The organism is Nonomuraea sp. NPDC050536, assembly GCF_044457685.1.
Classification (GTDB): domain Bacteria; phylum Actinomycetota; class Actinomycetes; order Streptosporangiales; family Streptosporangiaceae; genus Nonomuraea.
Genome location: NZ_JBITHD010000002.1, coordinates 348,435 through 370,242, shown reverse-complemented (window position 1 = coordinate 370,242; position 21,808 = coordinate 348,435). Strand labels below are relative to the sequence as shown.

The window sequence follows — 21,808 nt, the reverse complement described above, 5'->3', positions numbered from 1 at the left end:
TAGGCATAACGCAATTCCAGTTGACAGTGTCCTACCTGCGAAACGAGCATGGTTCGGCGCATTCGAGCCCCACCTCGTCACCCGGGTGCACATAATGGCGTGAATTACACAATTAACTCAGCCAATTGGGAGCCCCCCACCCATGAGGACCGCAGAAAAGCCGGGGCTGTCCGCCCCTGCCTCGCGCAAGCTTCCCGTTCCTCCCCGTGAGCGGAAGCCCGCGCTGGCGGCGCTCGCCGTGCTCCTCATCCTGGGCGGGGCGCTGGCCACCACGCTGCTCGTGCTGCGCAGCGGCGACCGGGTCTCCGCGATCAGGGTCACCCAACAGGTCGGCGCGGGCCAGCCGTTCACCGACCGGGTGATCGAGGAGGTCCAGATAGCCGACACGGGCGTCGACTACGTCGCGTGGTCACAAAGACAACGGGTCCTGCAGACCTTCGCCGCGGTGACGATCCTGCCGGGCACGCTCCTGACCAGCGACATGGGCGTGACCGCCAGCCAGGAACTCGGCCCGGGGAAGGCCAGGGTGGGTCTCGCGCTCAAACCCGGCCAGTATCCAGCCGGGCTGGAAGCGGGAGACCGCGTCCAGATCGTCCACGCGGCAGGCCGTACGACACAGCAGGACAGTCAGGTGCTCGCGCAGAGCGCGCTGGTCAACAGCGTGGGCGACAAGGGGCAGATCACCGTGATCGTCGACGCGTCGACGTCGCCGGAGATCGTCGGATACGCCTCCGCCGGCGAGGTCGCGGTGGCCGAGCTGCCCGGAGCGCGCTGAGGTGGCACTGATCGTGCTGGCCGCCGACAAGGGCGCGCCGGGCGTCACGACCACGGCGACGGCCCTGGCGGCGGTGTGGCCGCGGCCCGTGCTGCTGGCCGAGTGCGACCCGGCGGGGGGAGACCTCGCCTACCGGCTGCCCGGGGCCGACGGCGGGGTGCTCAACCCGGCCAAGGGTCTGCTGTCGCTGGGCGCCACCGCGCGCAGGGGGCTCGAGCCCGCGCAGATCCACGAGCACACACAGAAGATCGTCGGCGGCCTCGACGTGCTGGCCGGGCTCACCCACGGCGAGCAGGCCGCGGGACTGACCTGGATGTGGGGGCCACTGGGCCGCACGCTGGCCGCCGTCCCAGGCGCGGACGTGATCGCCGACTGCGGCCGCCTGGGCTCCTATCCCCAGATCGCCGACCTGATGGCGGAGGCCGACCAGGTCGTGATGCTCACCCGCGCCACCCTCGACCACGTCGCCCACCTGCGCGAGCGCCTGTCGATCAGCAAGGCGCACGCGGTCGTGGTGATCGCCGACCCGCGCAACTACCGCGCCTCCATCGACGACGTGCGCCGCGTCGTCGGTCAGAGCGTCGAGCACGTGTACGGCCTGGCCCACGACCCCAAGGGCGCCGAGCTGCTGCGCGGGAGATGGGGCGGGCGCCTGGACCGCACGCTCCTCATCCGCACCGCCCGCGACCTGGCCAGGAGGCTCACATGAGCATGATCGACCACGGTCTCGTCAAGCGCTTCCGCCAGGAGGTCGGCGACCGCTTGGCTCACCAGCGCAGGCTCGACCAGGCCAACGGCCTGGTCGCGATGACGGGCGAGGACGAGCGCCAGTTCGCCAGGGCGCTGATCTCCCAGGTGCTGGAGGAGCACGCGCGCAGCGAGATCGGACTGGGCCGCACCCCGCCCACGGTCGAGGAGGAAGAGGCGCTCGCGGCGGGGATCCACGCCGCGCTGTTCGGCGTCGGCCGCCTGCAGCCGCTGCTCGACGACCCCGAGGTGGAGAACATCGACATCAACGGCTGCGACCGCGTCTTCGTCGGCTACGCGGACGGCCAGGAGGTCATGCACGACCCCGTGGCCGAGTCCGACGACGAGCTGATCGAGCTGATCCAGATCCTGGCCGCATACTCGGGGCTGTCGAGCAGGCCGTTCGACACCGCGAACCCGCAGCTCGACCTGCGCCTGCCCGACGGCTCGCGGCTGAGCGCCGTCATGGATGTCACGCTCAGGCCGGCCGTGTCGATCAGAAGGGCCCGCCTGGGCAAGGTGTTCCTCTCCGACCTGGTCGGCAACAACACGCTGAGCCCGGAAATAGGCCGATTTCTCGCCGCCGCGGTGAACGCCCGCAAGAACATCATGATCGCCGGCTCCACCAACGCGGGAAAGACCACCCTGCTCAGGGCGCTGGCCAACGAGATCCCACAGTCCGAACGCCTGATCACCGTCGAAAGGGCTCTGGAGCTGGGCCTCGACCAGTTCCCCGAACTCCATCCGAACGTGGTCGCCTTCGAGCAGCGCCTGCCCAACGCCGAGGGCCAGGGCGAGATCACCATGGCCGAGCTGGTCAGGAGATCCCTGCGGATGAACCCGTCCAGGGTGATCGTCGGCGAGGTCCTCGGCGACGAGATCGTCACCATGCTCAACGCGATGACCCAGGGCAACGACGGCTCGCTGTCGACCATCCACGCCAACTCCAGCATGGAGGTCTTCAACCGCATCGCCACCTACGCGCTGCAGGCCGACGAACGCCTGCCCATCGACGCCACCCACATGCTCATCGCGGGCGCCATCGACTTCGTCGTCTTCGTCGAGAAGCGCAACGACTTCGAAAGCGGCGGCACCCTGCGCCGTTTCGTCTCCAGCGTCCGCGAGGTCAACGGCTGCGACGGCCGCGTCCTGTCGAGCGAGGTGTTCGTGCCCGGCCCCGACGGCCCCGCCGTACCCCATGCTCCCGTCTCCTGCCTGGAAGAGCTCGCCGCACACGGCTACAACCCGGGGAGCTGGTGATGTTCACGATCGACCCGCTCGCCCTGCCGGCGGGAGCGGCCGCCGGCGCCGGGATCTTCCTGCTGTTCCTTTCCCTGTACGGCATGCGTCCCCGGCCCGCCCAGCCCAGGCGCCACCTGGTCAAGGCGCTGACCACGCGCACCGCGATCGCCGCCGTGGCCGCCGTGCTCGTCCTGGTGGTGACCGGCTGGCCGGTCATGGCGGTGGGCGCGGTGCTGCTGGTGTTCGCCTGGCGGGGACTGTCGGGCGGCGCGGCGGAGGAGCGGGCCGCGATGCGCCGTCTGGAGGGGCTGGCCGCCTGGACGGAGTCGCTGCGCGACACCATCGCCGGCGCGGCCGGGCTGGAGCAGGCCATCCCGTCGTCGATCAGGGCCGCGGCGCCGATGCTCAGACCGCACCTGCGGGCGCTGGTCGACCGGCTGCACACCAGGATGGCGCTGCCCGACGCGCTCGCCCTGTTCGCCGACGAGCTGGACGATCCCTCGGCCGATCTGGTGGTCGCCGCCCTGATACTGAACTCGCGGCTGCGCGGTCCTGGCCTGCGCGACGTGCTGGGCGCGCTGGCCGTATCGGCCCGCGAGGAGCTCGACATGCGGCGCCGCGTCGAGGCCGAGCGCCGCTCCACCCGGCGCAGCGTGCAGATCGTGGTGATCACCGCGCTGGCCTTCGCCGGGCTGCTGGTGGTCTTCAACCCCTCCTACGTCAGCGAGTACCACAGCTGGCTCGGCCAGGCGGTGCTGGTCGTGGTGGCGGGGCTGTTCGGCGCCGGGTTCGCGTGGATGCGCCGCCTGGCCAGATTCGACAAACCCGCCCGCCTGCTCTCTGGGACGGGCAAACCCGCGCAACAGCTGGTCGAGACGGGAGGCGGCCATGGTTGAGGGCGTGCTCGCGGGCGGCGTGTTCGGGCTCGGCCTGTTCCTGCTGCTGCGTGCCCTGTTCCCGGCGCGGCCGGGGCTCGTCGCGAGGCTGCTCGCGCTCGACTCCGTGCGCGACGACGCCGACTCCGCGCGCATCCAGCTCGTGTTGCCCGACGAGGAGGTCAGCGCCTTCCGCCGCGGTCTCGGCGTACGGCTGGCCCGCCTGTACGGGGCGCGCGGCTGGGAGGCCCGCTCGATCAGGGCGGACCTGGCGCTGGTCGGGCGCTCGTTCGAGGGGTTCCTGGCCACGAAGGTGCTGCTCGCGGCGGCCGGGCTGCTGGCGTTCCCGCTGCTGCTCGGCTGGCTGGTGCTGATGGGGTGGGGCACCTCGCTGACGATCCCGTTCTGGAGCGCCGTCGCGGTCGCCGTCGTGTTCTTCTTCCTGCCCGACCTGCAGATCCGGCGTGACGCGGCGGCCAGGCGGCGCGACTTCCGCCATGTGGTCGGCGCCTTCCTCGACCTGGTCTCGATGAACCTGGCGGGCGGCCGCGGCGTCCCTGAGGCGCTCCTGATGGCGGTGAACGTCAGCGGCGACCAGCCGAACTGGTGCATGGCCCGCATCCGCGAGGCGCTCAGCGGCGCCAGGATCGTCGGCATCACGCCCTGGCAGGCACTCGGCCAGCTCGGCGAGGAGATCAACGTCGACGAGCTGCGCGACCTGTCGGCCGCGCTCGGGCTGGTCGCCGACGACGGAGCCAAGGTCCGCGCGTCGCTCACCGCCAGGGCCGCCACGCTGCGCCGCAGGGAGCTGGCCGAGATCGAGGGCCGCGCCGGCGAACGCTCACAGTCGATGCTCGTGGCCCAGCTGCTGCTCTGCGCGGGCTTCGTGATCTTTCTCAGTTTTCCCGCCGCTATGAAGATGTTGGGGTCCTGACATGAACCATCCCTGGATCGTCTACCTGCGGGCCTACCTGGGCATCCGCATCCACCGCGCGCGCACGGCCCCCACCCGCGGCGCGTCGGCCGTCGAGTGGGTGATCATCACGGCGATCATCGCCGGGGTCGCGCTCGGGCTCGCCACGCTCATCAAGACGCTCGTCGAGCAGAAGCAGGGCGAGATCCAGAACTCCTTCGGCGGTGGTGGCGGCAAGACGTGAGCGACCGCGAACGCGGCGCCACCGTGGTCGAGCTGGCCATGCTGATGCCCGTCATCCTCGCGGTGGCGCTGCTCATCGTGCAGGTGGCGCTCTGGTTCCACGGCCGCCAGGTCGCCGAGGCGGCCGCCCGCGAGGGCGCCCGCGTGGCCAGGGCCGCCCCCTTCGACTCCGGCTCGTGGGAGTCGGACGCCAAGGCCAAGGCCGAGTCCGTGGTGCGTGCGATCGGTCCCAAACTGCTGGAGAACGCCGCGGCCAGCACCGGCACGTCCGACCCCGACCAGCGCTGGGTCACCGTCACGGGCAGCGCCGTGCAGGTCGTACCGCTGCTGCCCGACCTCACCTTCACCATCACGGCGACCTCCGGCGGCCCCGTCGAATGCTTCCGCCCCGACAACCAGGGAGATGACTGCCGGTGAAGGAGCGCGGGTCGATGGCGGTCGAGACGGTCATGCTGGCGCCCGTCTTCCTGTTGTTCCTGATGTTCCTGGCCGGGGCGGGACGTCTGGTGCAGGCGCAGGGCGAGGTCAACGGCTCGGCCAGGGACGCCGCGCGGGCGGCCTCGGTGGCGCGGACCATCTCCGACGCGGAGAGCGCCGCCAAGGCCGCTCTCGACCAGGCTCTGAAGGACCGGTGCGGGGCGGCGTCGGTGTCGCTGGCGGGCACCGACTGGCGCGAGGGCGGCCAGGTCCGGGCCGCGGTCACCTGCGAGCTCGACCTCGGCTTCCTCGGCTTCGGCGCGACCAAGCAGCTCACCGGCACCGCGGTGGTCCCGCTCGAGCAGTTCAGGAGGGTTCAGTGAAGCCTCCTTCCCCGGTACGGCGGGCCACGCGGGAGCGTGGCTCGATGTCGGTGTTCACCGTGCTCTTCTCCGTGGTGGTGTTCCTGCTGGCCGGGCTCCTGGTGGACGGCGGGGCGGCGATCAACGCCAGGCTGCGGGCCACCGACATCGCCGAGCAGGCGGCCAGGGCCGGCGCCGACCGCATCGACGTCGAGTACCTCAGGACCACCGGCACCGTCCGCCTGCTGGACGAGACCCAGGTGTGCGCCAGGGCGGACGAGATCGTCGCCGCGTACGGCACGGCCGACGCCTCACCCGCCTCCTGCGCGGTCGGCGGCGGGCAGGCCCAGGTGACGGTGGCGGTGAAGGTCCGCTGGACGGCGCTCTTCCTCGGGGCGCTCGGCTTCCCAGGATCGGAGATGGAGGGGCAGGCCACGGCGGGCCCGGACGCCCGCTAGCCGAGCCAGACCGAATCGGCTCACTCGGTGGATCAGGTGACGACCAGGCAGGACGCTGGACGCCAGAAGGGAGAGGCGATGCCCACGCGAGACCCGGCGCGACCCACAGGGCGGCGGCCCCGGCCCGCCCCGGTGCGGATTCCGGCCAGGCGGACCGTGGGTGACGTGTTCGCCGGCCTGGGTGCGCTGGCGGCGCTCGCCGGGCTCGTGGGCGGCGTGCCGTACCTGCTGCTGAGGTTCGTCGGGCCGCCGGTCTCGGGCGAGCTGCTGAGCCTGGACCTGCTCACCAGCAGGATGGGGCCGAGCACGATCGTCGCGGTGCTGGTGCTGCTGGTGTGGCTGGCCTGGTTCCAGCTGTTCGTGTGCGTGATCGTCGAGGTGTACGCCGGGGTGCGGCGGGTCGGGATGCCCGCCAGGGTGCCGTTCTCGGGCGGGACGCAGGCGCTGGCCAACCGGCTGGTCTCGGCGGTGCTCGTGCTGTTCACCGCGAGCGCGGTGGCGGCGCCGATCGCCAGGATGGGGACCGCGCCGCCGGTGCGGGCGCCGATGACGGCGGTGGCGTTCTCGGCGCCGATCGTGGAGCAGGTGCTCGACACGCACAAGACCAAAAAGGTGTACGTGGTGCAGCCGCCGCACGGGCGCCACCACGAGAGCCTGTGGGAGATCGCGGAGAAGTGCCTGGGCGACGGGCGCCGATATCCGGAGATATACCGGCTCAACCAGCACAAGGAACAGCCGGACGGCACCCGGCTCAGGATGGCCGACCTGATCAGGCCCGGCTGGGTGCTCGACATGCCGGACGACGCCCGCAACATCCACATCGTCCCCGCCTCCCAGGCCCGCGCCCAGACCCTCAAGGAGCACCCCACCTCGGGCCACCGCCCGGTCAGCGCCCACCAGGAGTCGAGCGCCCATCTCGAGGCCGGGACACCCATCGCCCATCACGAAGAGTCGGCGAAACCCGACCAGACCGCGCAGCCCAGCCAGGACCACCTGGGCACGCAACCGCAACCCGGGCAACCGGATCAGACCGCGCAGCCCCACCAAAGCGGGCGGCCTCAGCAGCCGGAGGGAAAGCCGCAGCAGGGCGCCAGGGACGCCGAGCAGGACAAGCGAGGTCAGGAGACCGCGAAACCCAGGAGCACAGAGCAACAGGCCAAGCAGGCGGATGCGGAGGAGGCGGGGCAGGCCGAGGACAGGAGCCCGGGCCTGGACCTGGTCGACTACCTCGCCGGCGGGTCGCTGGCCGCGGCCGGGCTGCTGCTGGTGCTGGCCAGGCGGCGCCGCGAGCAGCTGTGGCGCCGGGCGTTCGGCCACCGCCTGGTCCGCCCCCGCGACGACGCCGCCAAGGCCGAGGTGGCGCTCAGGCTGGGTGCCGACGCTCCCGGGGCCCGCCTGCTCGACGTCGGCCTGCGCATGCTCGGCGCCGAGCTGGCCACGCAGGACCGCACACCGCCCACGGTGTACGCCGCCCACCTGTCCCCGCGCCATCTCGACCTGTGGATCCACCCGCCGGACCCCGACCCGCCCACCCCGTGGACCGACCAGGACGGCGGCCAGGTCTGGCGGCTGGCCGCGCATGAGGGCCGGCTGCTGGCGGGGGGAGACCCCGGCGGCCAGCATGGCGCGCCGTACCCGGGGCTGGTGTCACTGGGCACGGACGCGAGCGGCAGGGTCCTGGTCGACCTGGAGGCGGCGCAGGGCCTGATCAACATCCGCGGCCCGCAGACCACCGCGGCCCTGGCGGCGCTGGCCGTGGAGCTGGCCACGAACCGCTGGTCCGACCGGATGCGCATCACGCTCGTCGGCTTCGGCGAGGAGCTGACCGCGATCGCGCCCGACCGGATCAAGGCCGTCGGCAGCCTGGCCGAGGTGCTGCCCGAGCTGGAGGCGACGGCGGCCCCGCGCGACGAGGTGCTCACCGGGCGCGTCAACGGCAGCCCGCGCGACGCACAGTACCTGCTCAGCGCGGTCGCCCCGACCCAGGACGAGGCCCGCCGCCTGGCCCTGCTGGCCCGTAGGGACACCGCGGGATACGTGGTGACCGGCGAGGTACCGCACGCCACGTGGACCATGGAGATCACCGAGGACGGCCGGGCGCGCATCGCCGAGCTGGGCTTCGAGGTCGAGGCGCAGTTGCTGCCGCGCCGCCACTACCGCGCCCTGATCGAGCTGTTCCGTACGGCGGAGCAGCTCGACGGCGAGGCGATCCCCGACGACGAGCCGCTGGAGTCCACCCGCCCGCCCGCCATCGAGATCCGCACCCTGGGCCCGATCGAGGTAGTCGGCGCCGAGGTGCTCGAGGAAGGCAGGCAGGCCCTGGCCACGGAGCTGCTGATCTACCTGGCCACCCATCCGGGCGGTGTGCACCCGGTGGTGCTCGGCGGCGTGCTGTGGCCGCGCGGCGTGCAGGCCATGGTCAGGGACGCCACGATCGCCAGGGTGGCCGACTGGCTGGGCGAAGACGGCGACGGGAACCCGCACCTGTACGCGGACGAGGCGGGCAGGCTCCGCCTCGGACCGGAGGTCCGCACGGACTGGGCGCTCTTCCGCGAGCTGGTGCGCCGCTCCCACGGTGACGAGACGGCCAGGGCCGTCCTGCTGGAGCGGGCGCTCGGTCTGGTCAGAGGCCCGCTGCTGAGCGGCAGGCCGCCGGGCAGGTACGCGTGGCTGGCGGCCGACGAGCTGGAGTACGACGTGGCGGCCGGGGTGGCCGACGCCGCGCACCGGCTGTGCGAGATCAAGCTGGTGCACGGCGACCCCGACGGGGCCGTGGCGGCGATCCGGGCCGCCTTGTTGCTGGCGGCCGACGACGAGGGCCTGTGGCGGGACCTGCTGCGGGCCACGCACGCCACGGGTGACACGGCCCGGCTCCGGGCCGTGGTGGATGGGTTGTCCAGAAGGTCCGCGTCACACCCGTACGGCGGTGGGATGGCGCCCGAGACCGAGGCGCTGATCGACGAGCTGCTGCCGTCGTGGCGCATCCACGTGGTCAGGGAGTCGACGGCATGAGGCGTTCACTGCTCGTGTTCCTGCTGCTCGTCGCGGCATGCGGCCCAGCGGACAAGCCGTACACACCCAGAAATATGCCGACAAATGCGGCAAAAGCCGTGCAGGCCCCGCACACGCAGACGATCAAGATAAACGACGACCTGCGAGTGCTGGTGGAGTGGCCCGCGCAGACCGATCCGCTGATGAAGGTGCTCTCCGGTTACTACGTGGGCTCGTGGAAGGCCGTCGTGTCCGACGACGACGGTTACCTCAGCCGGGTCGAAGATCCCGCGGCGCGCGAGGCGTACGACTGGGTGAAGGGCTTCACCGATGGCCGGCGGTCGGTGAAGGGGACGGCCCGGCTGTACTCGCTGCGGGTCGCCGCGGTCATGGGCGACGGCGCGCAGATCAACGCATGTGTGGACGAGTCAGGACTGCGGCTGGTGGCCAAGGACACGGGCGAGGTGGTCGCCCGCCAGCCGTCCTGGACTCGGGCCCCCTACCTCCAGGCCGTGGTGGCGCATCGCGGCGACGACGGTGTGTGGCGGGTCAAGGGATTCCGCCACAGCGCAGAAGGGTGCAGCCGATGAAGGGCCTGATCTCGCTGCTGGCCGCGGGGCTGATGGTGGTCAATCCGGCGGATCCGGGTGGCCCGCGCGGCGACGGCTTCCAGGACGGTCGTACGGCGGGCGTCAAGCTCTCCAACTCCAAGATCGTCATCACCGGCAACGGCGCCAGGGGCGGGACCAGCGACGGCTACCAGATCCAGCGCCCGTGCTGGTACGAGCCGGGACCCGACGCGGCGAACATGCTCAAGACGCAGCAGGACGTGCGCGACTACTGGTTCCGCATGCACCCCGACGGCAGCGAGGCGGAGTTCCAGAAGTTCCTCAAGCAGTTCAAGGACAAGATCGGCAAGCCGGGACGCTGGTGGACGCCCGCCTACAATGACGCCGATCCCAAGGGCCGGGCCTGCTGGGGCGGACTCGACCCGTTCGCGTGGGTGCCGCCGGGCACCACGCCGCCCGCCGGGATCACCTTCGAGCAGCTGGCCCAGATCGCAAGGGCCGCGCTGACCGTGCCCCAGCCGGCGATCAAGCTCAACCCGGACGCCAAGAGCTACGTGAACCTGCCCACCTGGGTCTGGCTGGACGGCGTCGGCCAGCCGCGCCGCTCGGTCACGGCGACGATCCCCGGCGTTATGAGCGCCACGGTGGTGGCCACGCTCGAGAACATCAAGATCGACCCGGGCACGACGCCTGACCGGGCCGAGGTGCGCGGGGAGTGCGGCACGTCGGGCAAGTCGTACGTCAAGGGCGGCCAGTTCACCTGCGGCGTGCGCTATCTGCACGCCTCCGTCGACTGGCCGCGCCAGGTGTATGTGCTCAAGGTGACCACGGTCTGGCCGGTGCGCGTGGCCGAGCGGGTGGTGCCGTTCCAGTACGCGCCCGTGGAGGTGGACGCGACGCGCGACGTGCCGGTGGGTGAGGTGCAGAGCGACGTCAAGCCCGGCGAGGGATGAGCCGCCGACCCGCTGAAGCTCAGCCCGCGAGCGTCTTGGCCAGCTCCGCCAGCTCGGGCACGGCGGTGGCCTCCGCCAGCACCTCGTTGAGCACGGCGTCGTGCGTCGGGCCCGCCTGCTCGAGCAGTTCCCTGCCGGCGGGCGTGACCTCGGAGTAGATGCCGCGTCGGTCGTCCTCGCACAGGAAGCGGCGCAGCAGCCCGCGCTTCTCCAGGCGCGTCACCAGCCGCGTGGTCGCGCTCTGGCTCAGCACCACGGCCCTGGCCAGCTGCTGCATCCGCATGTGCCAGCCGTCCTGCCTGTTGAGGACGTCCAGCACGGTGTACTCGCTCACGCTCAGCTCGTGCTCGCGCTGCAGGGCCCGCTCCAGCTGCTCCTCGATCCTGGCGTGCAGGGCCGCGAGCCGCCGCCAGCCCTGCGCGCGCGCCTCGACGGCGTCATCGGCGATTGGCATGACGTCCACCTTCGTTGTATGGTCCGATAGTCGGCGTGTGCAATTAATGTCCACGCTTACTAACGTCGTCTGAGGAGTATTCTATGCCTCTCGCCCTGTTCGCCCTGGCGATCAGCGCCTTCGGCATCGGGACCACCGAGTTCATCATCAACGGTCTGTTGCCCGAGCTCGCCGCCGATTTCAGCGTGACGATCCCGGCGGCCGGGCTGCTCGTGTCCGGGTACGCGCTGGGCGTGGCCGTCGGCGGGCCGCCGCTGACCATGCTGGGCAGCCGGTTGTCACGCAAGACCATGCTGCTGGCGTTGATGGTGCTGTTCATCGTCGGGAACCTGCTGTCCGCTCTCGCGCCCTCGTACGGCGTGCTGATGGTGGGCCGGTTCCTGGCGGCCTTCTCGCATGGCGCCTACTTCGGCGTCGGATCCGTGGTGGCGGCCGAGGTGGTCGCGCCGCAGAAGCGGGCCAGCGCGATCGCCCTGATGTTCACCGGATTGACCCTGGCCAACGTACTGGGGGTGCCGCTCGGGACGTGGATCGGGCAGTCGTTCGGCTGGCGTGCCACGTTCTGGGTCGTCGTGGTGATCGGTGTGATCGGGCTGGCGGGGGTGCTGGCCCTGGTGCCCGCCTCGCCGCGGCCGTCCTCGGGCGGGGTGCTGCGGGAGCTGGCCACGTTCCGCAAGGGCGGGGTGTGGCTGGCGCTGGCGATGACCGTGTTCGGGTTCGCGCCGGTGTTCGCGATCATCACGTTCATCTCGCCGATCATGACCGGAGTCGCTCACTTCTCGGCGGGCGCCGTGCCGGTGGTGATGGTGCTGTTCGGCATCGGGCTGGTGATCGGCAACCTGATCGGCGGCAGGCTCGCCGACCGCGCCGTCATGCCGAGCATCTATGTCTCCGTCGCGCTGCTCACGTTCTTCGCCGTGGTCATCGCGCTGGTCTCGGCCAACCAGGTGGCCTTCGTGATCGCGATCACGCTGTTCGGGGTGGCGGCGTTCGCCACGGTGCCGCCGCTGCAGACCCGGGTGCTGGATGCCGCCTCCGGGGCGCCGACGCTGGCCTCCGCGGCCAACATCGGCGCGTTCAACCTGGGCAACGCGATCGGCTCGTTCGTCGCGGGGCTCACCATCGACGCCGGCCTCGGATACACGGCCCCGGCCTGGACGGCCGCGCTGCTCGGCCTCGTCGGCCTCGCGGCGGCGGGCCTGGCCGGGGTCCAGGCCCGCCGGCACGCGCTGGCCACTGTCTAGGAACGGCTCGCCGCCTCGTGGGCCAGGAGCCACTCCTTGACCGGCACGCCGTAGTAGTAGCCGCCGAAGCCGCCCGTGCTGGGCAGGACCCGGTGGCAGGGGACGAACGGCGCGATCAGGTTCTGCGCGCACGCGGAGCCTGCCGCCCTGGCGGCGGTCCTGGGCATTCCCGCCCGCTCGGCCAGCTCGGCGTACGACACCGTGGTGCCCGCCTTCACCTCGCGCAGCGCCCGGTGGAGCTCCTTGCGGGTGGGCGTGCCCGGCTGGTCGACAGGGAGCGCGTCGATGGCGTCCAGGTCGCCGGCGAAGTAGGCCGTGGTCGCCCTGGACACCTTGCCCAGGTCGTCCACGACCTGCATGCCCTCCGCCTGGAGCTCGGGGGCCAGCCGTACGAACATCTCCTTGGGCTCCTGCGTGAACCCGGCCGCGACCAGCACGTCGTCGCGGACGAGCAGGGAGAGCGGGCCGATGGGGGTCGGCAGGACCTGAGCCTTGATCATGATGAACTCCACAGGTGCAGGGCGGCGTAAGCCCGCCAGGGCCGCCACCGTTCGATGTGATCTCGGGGGATGTCCAGGGCGGCCATGCGCTTGTCGAGCACCAGGTCGCCCGTGGGCCAGGCGTCCGGATCGCGCAGCGCCCTGAGCGCGACGTAGCTGGCGGTCCACGGGCCGATCCCCGGGACCTCGAGCAGCGCCGCAACGGCCTCGGCGGGATCCTGGCCGCCGTCGAGGTCGATCTCGCCGCCGGCGATCCGTCCCGCCAGGTCCTGCATCGTGGCGATCCGCCGGTTCGTCAGACCGAGCCCGGTCAGGTCGGCCTCGGCCAGCAGCTCCGGCGTGGGGAAGAGCCCGTCGGCGCCCGCCCTGGCCACGATCCTGCCCAGCAGGGTCCTGGCCCCCTTCACGGAGACCTGCTGGCCCACCACCGCCCGGACGGCCAGCTCGAACCCGTCGAACGCGCCGGGGACCCGCAACCCCGGCCGCGCCTCGACCAGCGCCCGCAGCGAGGTCGCGCCCAGCTGCTCGGTGATCGCCCCCGGGTCGGCGTCCAGGTCGAGCATGCGACGGGCCCTGGCCACGATCCGGGGAAGCTGCCGGGTGTCCGAGATCGTGGCGTCCAGCGCGATGTGCCCCGCCAGCGGCGTGAGCGTGATCGTTCCGCCGGGCACGAGCCGCGTGTAGGAGGACCCGTCGGCCACCTCAAGCCCGGGAATCGCGCGGGAGGCCAGGAACGCGAAGACCCCGCCGGCGTCGTACGGCTCGCGCCGGTTCAACCGCAGCCGCAGCGTCGCCGTCCCCGCCTCCTCGGCGGGGTGCCGGGGACCTGCCGTGGCGCGCAGCTCGCTGGGCGTGAAGCCGTACGTCTCGCGCATCGTGGCGTTGAACTGCCTGACGCTGCCGAACCCCGCGGCGAAAGCCACGTCGGTGACCGGCAGCGCCGTCTCGGTGAGCAACTGCTTGGCCAGCAGCAGCCGCTTCGTCCTGGCGACCGCGAGCGGGCCCACGCCGAGCTCGCCCACGAACAGGCGGTGCAGGTGGCGTTCGGTGATGTGCAGCCTGCGCGCCAGCCCGGCCACGCCCTGCTCGTCCGCCGCGCCGTCGTCGATGAGCCGCAGCGCCCGGCCGATGAGGTCGCCCCGCAGGTCCCAGCCGGGATCGCCGGGCGACAGCTCGGGACGGCACCGCTTGCACGGCCGGAACCCGGCCGCCTCCGCCGACGCCGCGTGCCGGTAGAAGCGCACATTGCGGGACGCCGGCGTGCGGGCCGGGCAGATCGGCCGGCAATAGATGCGCGTCGTCGTCACCGCCGTGTAGAAGCGCCCGTCGAACCGGGCGTCCCGGGCGCTGACCGCCCGGTAGCAGGAGTCGAAGTCGAGCTCGAGTGGTGACATGTCCTCGACGATATGCCGTGATCGAGGACCGTGACTGGCGGGAATCAGACCTTGCCGTGAAAGTGCAGGTGAGCACGTCGAAGGCACCGATCAGCGGGAATCGGACATCGCCTCGTCACGGTTCCCTGCGCAGTGGCGAGAGCGTGATCGGCACCCAGCTCAGCGCCATGACGATCGCGCCGGTCCACATCGGCACGCGGACGCCGCCCACCTCGCCGAGCAGCCCCGCCAGCAACCCGCCCACGCCCAGCGCGCCCGTCAGCAGCAGGCGCATGGTCGCGGTCATCCTGCCCAGCATGCCGTCCGGCGTGACACGCTGCCGCAGGCTCACCAGCAGCACGTTGTTCACCCCGGTGCGGAACGTCAGCACGAACCACCCCGCCGCCGCTGCCACCAGCCAGCCGCCGCGATCGAGGAACGGCGTGACGAGCGCCGCCGGCGCCGTGGCCAGGCTGACCAGCCACACCGCCCGCCCGGTCCCCAGGCGCCGCCCGATCAGGTGCGCGGCCGACGACCCGGCCAGCACGCCGAGCCCGCCCACTGCCAGGTAGGCCCCGAGCACCCAGGCCGGATACCGCAGCTGCTCGACGATCAGCACGGGCAACAGCACCGAGCACAGCGGGAAGGCCAGGTTCGCCATCGCCCCCTGCACGCACGCCGCCACCAGCACCGGGTTCCCGAACAGGAACCGCACCCCGTCACGGATCCGCTGGTCACCGCCGGCCGTACCGTCCTCGGGGTGAGGCTCGGGGACGCCGCGCAGCCAGAGCGCCGACCACAGGTAGGACAGCGCGTCCAGCAGGATCGCCACCGGCGCGCCCGCGAGCTGCACCAGCACGCCCGCCAGGCTCCTGCCCGCGATGTCCATCCCCGCGCCCGTCCCCACGAGCAGCGAGTTGGCCGCCGTCAGCCGGGAACGGCCGACGAGCCCGGGCAGCAGGCTGTAGGAGGCCACGTCGAACAGCAGCGACCCGCCGCCCACCAGCACCGCGACCGCGTACAGCTGCCCCATCGACAGCCACCCCGACCACCAGGCCACCGGTACGGTCACCAGCGTCGCGGCCCGCAGCACGTCCATCCCCACCATCAGCGGGCGCCGCCTGACGCGGTCCACCCAGGCGCCCGCGGGCAGCCCGAGCACGAGCACGGTCAGCGTCCCGAGCGCGGACAGCAGTCCGAGCTGGGCAGGGCCCGCGTGCAGCGCGGTGACGGCCAGCAGCGGGAGCGCCACGTAGCTGATCTGGCTGCCGAGCTGGCTGACGGCCGCGGCCAGATAGACGTTGCGGAATCCGGAGTGCCGCAGCAGCGGCGGCGTTTCTACGACGGTCATGCCGTAGACGATCCGAGACGGCGCACCGGAGTGCTATTGATTAAGTGTGAAGCGAATCGAACTGCCCTTCACGTCGCAGGACGTGGCGAACATCCGCTTCGCGATCTCCCCGCTCGGCGAGGTCGTGGCCAGCGTCCGCGTGGTGAAGGATCCGGACGCGCACCCGCTGCTCAAGCCGTGGGTGCACGAGGTCCGCCGGCGCCTCGCCGACGTGGACTGGCGGCTGCTGTCGGCCCTGGTCCCCGTGCCGACGGTGACGATCGCGGGCTTCACCTGCACGCCGCCCTCCACCTCGATGCCCGACCTGGAGCTCGAGCTGGCCACGATGCGGGGCGCGGCCGGCAGGGTCAGGTCCGACCTGGAGGACGCCCGCGCGACCCACATCCGCGAGCTCTACGACGACCCGGACAAGGGCCTGGAACGGCTGGCGGGGGAGGTGTCGGCCTACTGGGAGGCCGCCATGGCGCCCTACTGGCCGCGGATCAGGTCGCTGCTCGAGGGCGAGGTCCTCTACCGCGCCCGCCTGCTGGCCGAGGGCGGCGCCCAGCGCATGCTCGCCGACCTGGACGAGGCCATCACCTGGCAGGACGGACGCCTGTCCGTCAGGCACCGGCACGCCTCGGGCACGCGCAGCCTGCGCGGCCTGGGCCTGCTGCTCGTCCCGAGCGTGTTCGTCTGGCCGCGCGTCTTCTCGGTGACCACGCCGCCCTACCAGCCGACCGTCCGCTACCCGGCGCGCGGCATCGCCACGCTCTGGGAGCGCCAGGCCGCCGACGTCCCCGAGGCGCTGGCCGCCATCCTCGGCAGGACCAGGGCCCGCCTTCTCGCCGAGCTCGACCAGCCCGCCTCCACCCAGGCCCTGGCCACCCGCCTGGACCTCTCGGAGGCGGGAACCAGCCAGCACCTCACAGCGCTGCGCCGGGCAGGCCTCTGCACGGCGCACCGGACAGGCCGCTACGTCCTCTACGCCCGGACCGACGTGGCCGAGTCCCTGGTCAACGGGGCGCCGTGACGGCGGGCAAGCGTCACCGACTCGCCGGACTCGCCGGTCGCGGGTCCTCCGCCGGAGTACGGCGGGCGGCCGGTCCGCACGGCCGGCCGTACGAGATCCTGTCCTACTTGGAAGAGACCCCGACGCCCAGGTCGAACTCGCGGTAGACGCGGGCCCAGAAGCCGTCGCGTAGCCACACGCGGGCCTCCGGGTAGGGGCGCAGCGAGTGGCCGAGCTCCTTCTCCGCCTCGATGAGCAGCTCGGTGTCGATGACCGTGGGCAGGATCGGCCCGGGCAGCAGGTCGCGGATGTTGTCGCGGCCGCGGGTGAGGATCCACTTCTGCGCCACGTGCTCGCCCACGTCCTCCACACGCGGACGCGACGGCCCGAGCTTGGCCACCTGGCCCGGCTTGACGTGCGGCTTGGCGGGCGCCCGGCCGGCGAAGACCTGCGCGGGCGAGGGTGCCACGGCGGGCGGCGTGACGGGCACGGGCTGCGGTGCGCGGGAGAAATACGGCCTCAGGAAATCAGCGGAGATCACTTCGACGGTGTCGGACTCCCACACGAGGCGTTCGGCCTGGTTCGTGCCATAAGGTGGCTCGACGCCCCACAGGTGAATGCGGACCCCGTAGGCCTGGGCGGCCTCGACGGCGGGCACCATGTCCTCATCGCCCGCCAGCAGGATCGTGTCGGTCACCGCGTGATGCCTGGCCAGCGCCTCCAGATCGCTCCTGATCTGCGCGTCAACGCCCTTCTGCTGGCCACGGGCGTTCAGGTTGCCAAGCCGTACCTTCACCCAGGGCAGCTGGGCGATCACCCGCTGGTCGACGGTGGGCACGCGGTCACGAGCGGCGTCATACCAATAGATCCGCAGAAGTTCGCCAGAAATACGTTCCTCTGCATGTTTCTGTAGACTCTGGATCAGCTCATCGGCGGCCACCCGATATTCCTTGCGCTCCTTGGCGCCGAGCAGCACTTCACCTGCGGCAGCGTACAGATAGCCGACATCCACGAGTACGGCGTACTTGGCTGCCACGGGATGCGGCATGAGGTCTGGGATGGCCATGTCGTCCTCCAGGCCGCGGCGTTAGTTGATCGGCCGACTATATACGCCTTCTTTTCTAGATAGTCCCAACTCCCGGGGAGCTTGACACCCGTTTCCTGGGATCTATCTACGGAAGGGCGCTGTTTCGCCAAGCCGTCTTCCCTGGCGCGAGTGGCTTACGCATCCCTCGGGCCGGGTTTCGCCATGTTTCGGTCTTGCGTACGGCAGGCCGTGGCTGATCCGTGTCGCGGGTGGCGAGCACGGCCACCAGAGCGGCGATCTCCTCAGGTGTGGCGTCACCGCGGACAATGCGCAAATGCGTGCTCATAGTGGGATGTTGCCATGCTTCTTGGCCGGCAGCGACGCCCGCTTGTTGTGCAGCGCCCGCAGCGCCCTGACGATCTGGCCCCGCGTCTCCGACGGGCGGATCACCGCGTCGACGTAGCCGCGCTCGGCCGCGATGTACGGGTTGGCGAGCGTGTCCTCGTACTCGGTCACCAGCCGGGCCCGCTCGGCGTCCGGGTCCTCGGCGGCGGCCAGCTCGCGCCGGTAGAGGATGTTGACCGCGCCCTGCGCGCCCATCACCGCGATCTGCGCGGTGGGCCAGGCCAGGTTCACGTCCGCGCCGAGGTGCTTGGACCCCATGACGTCGTAGGCGCCGCCGTACGCCTTGCGGGTGATGACCGTGACCAGCGGCACCGTGGCCTCGGCGTAGGCGTAGAGCAGCTTGGCGCCGCGCCGGATGATTCCGTTCCATTCCTGGTCGGTCCCCGGCAGGAATCCCGGCACATCCACAAATGTCAGGATCGGGATATTGAATGCATCACATGTTCGTATAAATCGTGCTGCCTTCTCGGATGCGTTGATATCGAGGCATCCGGCGAAATGCATCGGCTGGTTGGCCACGACGCCGACCGGCCTGCCGTCCACCCGGCCGTAGCCGACCACGACGTTGGGCGCGAACAGCGCGTGCACCTCGAGGAACTCCCCGTCGTCCAGCACGTGCTCGATGACGCGGTGCATGTCGTAGGGCTGGTTGGCCGAGTCGGGGATGAGCTCGTCCAGCTCTGGATCGGGGTCCAGGTCCTCGGCGCTGTCGTAGGCGGGCGCCTCGTCGAGGTTGTTGGAGGGCAGGTAGGACAGCAGCGCCTTGACGTAGTCCAGCGCGTCCTGCTCGTCGGTGGCCTGGTAGTGGGCCACGCCCGACTTGGTGTTGTGCGCGTGCGCGCCGCCCAGCTCCTCGAAGCTGACCTCCTCGCCGGTCACCGTCTTGATGACGTCGGGACCGGTGATGAACATGTGCGAGGTCTGGTCCACCATCACCACGAAGTCGGTCAGCGCGGGGGAGTACACGTGCCCGCCGGCCGCGGCGCCCATGATCAGGGAGATCTGCGGGATGACGCCGGAGGCGTGCACGTTGCGCTTGAAGATCTCGGCGTAGAGGCCGAGCGCGACCACGCCCTCCTGGATGCGCGCGCCGCCGCCCTCGTTGATCCCGATGATCGGGCAGCCGGTCTTCAACGCCAGGTCGAGCACCTTGACGATCTTCTCGCCGTACACCTCGCCGAGCGAGCCGCCGAAGACGGTCACGTCCTGCGAGAAGACGCACACCTGGCGGCCGTCGATCGTGCCGTACCCGGTGATCACGCCGTCGCCGTAGGGTCGGCGGCTCTCCAGCCCGAACATGGTCGAGCGGTGCCGGGCGAACTCGTCGAACTCCACGAACGAGTCCTCGTCCAGCAGAGCGAGCACCCGCTCGCGGGCCGTCATCTTGCCGCGCGCGTGCTGCTTGTCCACCGCCGCGGCGGACCCGGCGTGCATCGCCTCGTCCAGCCGTCTGTCCAGATCGGCGATCTTGCCCGCAGTGGTGTGGATATCCGGTTTTTCCGGCATAGCCTCAGCAGCGCTCATGCGCGCAAGGTTAACGCGCCTCCTACAGTGGACTCCATGACGGAGGCGGTTCGGACGCAGGGGCTCTTCAAGCAGTACGGTCCCCAGATCGCGGTGGCGGGGGTGGATCTGGTCGTCCCGGCGGGAAGCTTCGCCGGGCTGGTCGGCCCCAACGGAGCGGGCAAGACGACCACGCTCAGCATGATTACCGGGCTGCTGCGGCCGAACGCCGGGCAGGCCTGGATCGACGGTCTCGACGTGTGGCGCGACCCCCTCCAGGTCAAGGCCCGCGTCGGTGTGCTGCCCGAGGGCCTGCGCCTGTTCGAGCGCCTGTCCGGCCGCGAGCTGCTGATCTACAACGGCCGCCTGCGCGGCATCGCCAAGGGCGACGTCGAGCAACGCGCCGAAGAGCTGCTGGCCGTGATGGATCTCACCGGCGCGGCCGACAAGCTCGTCGTCGACTATTCCACCGGCATGCGCAAGAAGATCGGCCTGGCCGCCGCGCTGCTGCACAACCCGTCGGTGCTCTTCCTGGACGAGCCGTTCGAGGGAGTCGACCCGGTCAGCGCGAACACGCTGACTGACGTGCTGCAGCGCTTCACCGCCTCCGGATCCACGGTCATCTTCTCCAGCCACGTGATGGACCTGGTCGAGCGGCTGTGCGACTGGGTGTCGGTGATGAGCGGCGGCCACATCGTGGCGCAGGGCCCGCTGGCCGAGGTGCGCGGCGGCCGCACGCTCAACGAGGCGTTCCTGCAGCTCGTCGGCGGCCCGCGCAACAGCGGCGACACCGGGCTGAGCTGGCTGGGGGCCAAGCAGTGACCACGGTCGCGCTGTTCGCCCAGCTCAAGCTGCGGCTGCTGGCGGGCAACCTGCGCGCGGACACTCAGCGCAAGATCGGTTTCATCTTCACCCTGATCCTCGCGATCGGCCTGGCCGGGCTGGGCTTCCTGCTGATGAGCCTGCTGCGCCTGGCGCCGCACGATGTGGCGGCCCAGGTCGTGATCGTGGTCTACACGTTCATGCTGATCGGCTGGATCGTCGTGCCGCTGCTGGCCTTCGGGCTGGACGACACGCTCGACCCCGCGCGGCTGTCGCTGTTCCCGCTGCGCACCGGGCAGCTGGCGGTGGGCATGTTCACCGCCTCGGCCACCGGCGTGTGGCCGCTGGCCTCGCTGATCGTCACGTTCGGCGGGATGGCCGGGCTCGCCTCCGGATTCGGTGGCCTGGTGCTCGCGGTGCCTGCCGTACTGCTGCAGTTCGCGCTGTGCCTGGTGGCCTCGCGGCTGGTGACGACGGCGCTGTCGAGCGGGCTGCGCAGCAGGCGCGGGCGGGACGTGCTCGCGGTGGCGGCGGTCCTGGTGGTGGTGCTCGCGCAGCTGCCCAACCTGATCATCAACAGGGGCCTCGGCGACCCCGGCGCGATGCTCGACCGGCTGGCGAGCGTGCTGCGCTGGTCCCCGTCGGGGCTGGCCGCGCATGCCATCGCCGACGGCGGGCTGGCCGGGCTGGCGGAGCTCGTCGTGCTGGCGGCGCTGGTGCTGCTGCTCGGCTGGCTGTGGATCAAGGCGCTCAGCCGGGCGCTGGTGACCCCCGACGCCTCCACGCAGGCCGCCTCGGTGCGCAAGGAGAGCGGGCTGGTCGACCGGTTCCTGCCCGACGGGCAGCTGGCGGCCGTGGTCACCAAGGAGCTCAAGTACGCCAGGCGGGAGCCCAGGTTCCGGGTCCAGTGGTTCATGTCCGTGGTCGTCACCGCGATCCTGGCCTTCTCCCTCAGCAACGGAGCCGGCGGGCAGCTGGGCGGCGTCGTGGTGCTCTTCCCCGCCTTCGCCGCGCTGATGATCGGGCTGCAGGCGGGCAACAGCTACGGCTTCGACGGGCGCTCGTTCTGGATGAACGCGGTGGCCTTCGGCTCCGAGCGGCAGGTCCGCACCGACCTGGCAGGACGCCACCTGGCCACCGCGGTCATCGGACTGCCGCTGCTGGCCCTGGTGTCGGCCGTGGTGTGCGCGCTCGTGGGCGACCCGGGCATGTTCCTGCCCGCCATGCTGACCGCCTGGGGCGAGCTGGGCATCGGGCTGGGTGTGGCCTCGCTGATCAGCGTCCTGATCCCGTACACGGTGCCCGAGCGGCTCAACGCCTTCAGCGGTGCCGCGCCGGGGCAGGGTGGTCAGGCGTTCGCCGCCTCGCTGGGCGGCCTGTTCTCGATCGTGCTGGTGTCGCTGCCTGTGGTGATCCCGACGATGATCGGGCTGGCCTGGGTGGCGGTGCTCGCGCCGTTCTACGGGCTGGCCCTGGAGATCGCGGGCAGGCGCCTGGCCGCCCGCATCGCCTTCCCCAAGCTGCCCGAGCTGCTCGCGGCGGTGTCGAAGGCGAGCTGAGTCCACGAGGTGAGACCGGTCTGCGCGCTTTCGA

At 71.3% G+C, this 21,808-nt stretch carries 23 protein-coding genes; 16 read left to right on the top strand and 7 right to left on the bottom strand.

What is annotated here, in order from left to right:
* Positions 1 to 142: 142 nt before the first annotated feature.
* The 12 genes from ACIBHX_RS08710 (at position 143) to ACIBHX_RS08655 (ending at position 10,545) form a co-directional block, all read left to right on the top strand.
* Positions 143 to 775, top strand: a complete 633-nt coding sequence (locus ACIBHX_RS08710; RefSeq protein ID WP_397065614.1) for a hypothetical protein — start codon at positions 143 to 145, stop codon at positions 773 to 775.
* Between the two features lies 1 nt (position 776).
* Positions 777 to 1,484, top strand: a complete 708-nt coding sequence (locus ACIBHX_RS08705) for a hypothetical protein (protein ID WP_397065612.1) — start codon at positions 777 to 779, stop codon at positions 1,482 to 1,484.
* Positions 1,481 to 2,782 carry a CpaF family protein gene (locus ACIBHX_RS08700; RefSeq protein WP_397065611.1) on the top strand — a complete coding sequence of 434 codons (1,302 nt, stop codon included), beginning with the start codon at positions 1,481 to 1,483 and terminating at the stop codon, positions 2,780 to 2,782. The genes ACIBHX_RS08705 and ACIBHX_RS08700 overlap by 4 nt, the downstream gene beginning before the upstream one ends.
* Positions 2,782 to 3,660, top strand: a complete 879-nt coding sequence (locus tag ACIBHX_RS08695; RefSeq protein WP_397065609.1) for a type II secretion system F family protein — start codon at positions 2,782 to 2,784, stop codon at positions 3,658 to 3,660. Before ACIBHX_RS08700 ends, ACIBHX_RS08695 begins: the two co-directional genes overlap by 1 nt.
* Positions 3,653 to 4,573: a type II secretion system F family protein gene (locus ACIBHX_RS08690; protein ID WP_397065607.1), complete on the top strand. Its 921-nt coding sequence runs from the start codon at positions 3,653 to 3,655 to the stop codon at positions 4,571 to 4,573. The genes ACIBHX_RS08695 and ACIBHX_RS08690 overlap by 8 nt, the downstream gene beginning before the upstream one ends.
* A 1-nt stretch (position 4,574) precedes the next feature.
* Positions 4,575 to 4,796: a Flp family type IVb pilin gene (locus ACIBHX_RS08685; protein WP_214320877.1), complete on the top strand. Its 222-nt coding sequence runs from the start codon at positions 4,575 to 4,577 to the stop codon at positions 4,794 to 4,796.
* Positions 4,793 to 5,212, top strand: coding sequence for a TadE family protein (locus ACIBHX_RS08680; protein WP_397065606.1), 420 nt, complete (start codon positions 4,793 to 4,795; stop codon positions 5,210 to 5,212). The genes ACIBHX_RS08685 and ACIBHX_RS08680 overlap by 4 nt, the downstream gene beginning before the upstream one ends.
* Positions 5,209 to 5,595 (top strand): TadE family protein, encoded by a 387-nt coding sequence (locus ACIBHX_RS08675; protein WP_397065604.1) that lies wholly within the window; start codon positions 5,209 to 5,211, stop codon positions 5,593 to 5,595. Before ACIBHX_RS08680 ends, ACIBHX_RS08675 begins: the two co-directional genes overlap by 4 nt.
* On the top strand, positions 5,592 to 6,032 hold the full coding sequence (locus ACIBHX_RS08670) for a pilus assembly protein TadG-related protein (protein WP_397065603.1): 441 nt from the start codon (positions 5,592 to 5,594) through the stop codon (positions 6,030 to 6,032). The genes ACIBHX_RS08675 and ACIBHX_RS08670 overlap by 4 nt, the downstream gene beginning before the upstream one ends.
* Positions 6,033 to 6,110: 78 nt before the next feature.
* Positions 6,111 to 9,044 carry a BTAD domain-containing putative transcriptional regulator gene (locus tag ACIBHX_RS08665; protein ID WP_397065602.1) on the top strand — a complete coding sequence of 978 codons (2,934 nt, stop codon included), beginning with the start codon at positions 6,111 to 6,113 and terminating at the stop codon, positions 9,042 to 9,044.
* Positions 9,041 to 9,613, top strand: coding sequence for a hypothetical protein (locus ACIBHX_RS08660; RefSeq protein ID WP_397065600.1), 573 nt, complete (start codon positions 9,041 to 9,043; stop codon positions 9,611 to 9,613). Before ACIBHX_RS08665 ends, ACIBHX_RS08660 begins: the two co-directional genes overlap by 4 nt.
* Entirely contained in the window at positions 9,610 to 10,545 is a 936-nt protein-coding gene (locus ACIBHX_RS08655; RefSeq protein WP_397065598.1) for a hypothetical protein, read from the top strand. The genes ACIBHX_RS08660 and ACIBHX_RS08655 overlap by 4 nt, the downstream gene beginning before the upstream one ends.
* Positions 10,546 to 10,564: 19 nt before the next feature.
* On the opposite strand, the gene ACIBHX_RS08650 is transcribed toward ACIBHX_RS08655, so the two are convergent.
* Positions 10,565 to 10,999 (bottom strand): MarR family winged helix-turn-helix transcriptional regulator, encoded by a 435-nt coding sequence (locus ACIBHX_RS08650; protein ID WP_397065597.1) that lies wholly within the window; start codon positions 10,997 to 10,999, stop codon positions 10,565 to 10,567.
* Between the two features lie 83 nt (positions 11,000 to 11,082).
* Between ACIBHX_RS08650 and ACIBHX_RS08645 the strand changes: the two genes are divergently transcribed.
* Positions 11,083 to 12,243: an MFS transporter gene (locus ACIBHX_RS08645; protein WP_397065595.1), complete on the top strand. Its 1,161-nt coding sequence runs from the start codon at positions 11,083 to 11,085 to the stop codon at positions 12,241 to 12,243.
* On the opposite strand, the gene ACIBHX_RS08640 is transcribed toward ACIBHX_RS08645, so the two are convergent.
* The 3 genes from ACIBHX_RS08640 to ACIBHX_RS08630 form a co-directional block, all read right to left on the bottom strand.
* Positions 12,240 to 12,743, bottom strand: coding sequence for a methylated-DNA--[protein]-cysteine S-methyltransferase (locus ACIBHX_RS08640; RefSeq protein ID WP_397065593.1), 504 nt, complete (start codon positions 12,741 to 12,743; stop codon positions 12,240 to 12,242). The genes ACIBHX_RS08645 and ACIBHX_RS08640 overlap by 4 nt on opposite strands.
* The gene (locus tag ACIBHX_RS08635; RefSeq protein WP_397065591.1) at positions 12,740 to 14,137 is read right to left on the bottom strand and encodes an Ada metal-binding domain-containing protein; all 1,398 of its coding nucleotides are present in this window, start codon (positions 14,135 to 14,137) and stop codon (positions 12,740 to 12,742) included. The genes ACIBHX_RS08640 and ACIBHX_RS08635 overlap by 4 nt, the downstream gene beginning before the upstream one ends.
* A gap of 115 nt (positions 14,138 to 14,252) precedes the next feature.
* Positions 14,253 to 15,467, bottom strand: coding sequence for an MFS transporter (locus ACIBHX_RS08630; protein ID WP_397065590.1), 1,215 nt, complete (start codon positions 15,465 to 15,467; stop codon positions 14,253 to 14,255).
* A gap of 46 nt (positions 15,468 to 15,513) precedes the next feature.
* On the opposite strand from ACIBHX_RS08630, the gene ACIBHX_RS08625 reads away from it, so the two are divergent.
* Positions 15,514 to 16,479 (top strand): DUF5937 family protein, encoded by a 966-nt coding sequence (locus ACIBHX_RS08625; protein ID WP_397065588.1) that lies wholly within the window; start codon positions 15,514 to 15,516, stop codon positions 16,477 to 16,479.
* A 103-nt stretch (positions 16,480 to 16,582) separates the two neighbouring features.
* Here the strand turns inward: ACIBHX_RS08625 and ACIBHX_RS08620 are convergent, their stop codons facing one another.
* From ACIBHX_RS08620 to ACIBHX_RS08610, 3 genes are all read right to left on the bottom strand, one after another.
* Positions 16,583 to 17,524 carry an NYN domain-containing protein gene (locus ACIBHX_RS08620; protein ID WP_397065586.1) on the bottom strand — a complete coding sequence of 314 codons (942 nt, stop codon included), beginning with the start codon at positions 17,522 to 17,524 and terminating at the stop codon, positions 16,583 to 16,585.
* A gap of 106 nt (positions 17,525 to 17,630) precedes the next feature.
* Complete coding sequence (locus ACIBHX_RS08615) at positions 17,631 to 17,831, bottom strand: acyl-CoA carboxylase subunit epsilon (protein ID WP_397065584.1); 201 nt, start codon at positions 17,829 to 17,831, stop codon at positions 17,631 to 17,633.
* On the bottom strand, positions 17,828 to 19,414 hold the full coding sequence (locus tag ACIBHX_RS08610; protein WP_397065583.1) for an acyl-CoA carboxylase subunit beta: 1,587 nt from the start codon (positions 19,412 to 19,414) through the stop codon (positions 17,828 to 17,830). The genes ACIBHX_RS08615 and ACIBHX_RS08610 overlap by 4 nt, the downstream gene beginning before the upstream one ends.
* A gap of 36 nt (positions 19,415 to 19,450) precedes the next feature.
* Here ACIBHX_RS08610 and ACIBHX_RS08605 point away from each other — a divergent pair, with 36 nt between their 5' ends.
* Positions 19,451 to 20,215 carry an ABC transporter ATP-binding protein gene (locus ACIBHX_RS08605; protein ID WP_397065582.1) on the top strand — a complete coding sequence of 255 codons (765 nt, stop codon included), beginning with the start codon at positions 19,451 to 19,453 and terminating at the stop codon, positions 20,213 to 20,215.
* Complete coding sequence (locus tag ACIBHX_RS08600; RefSeq protein WP_397065580.1) at positions 20,212 to 21,774, top strand: hypothetical protein; 1,563 nt, start codon at positions 20,212 to 20,214, stop codon at positions 21,772 to 21,774. Before ACIBHX_RS08605 ends, ACIBHX_RS08600 begins: the two co-directional genes overlap by 4 nt.
* The last annotated feature ends 34 nt before the right edge of the window (positions 21,775 to 21,808 follow it).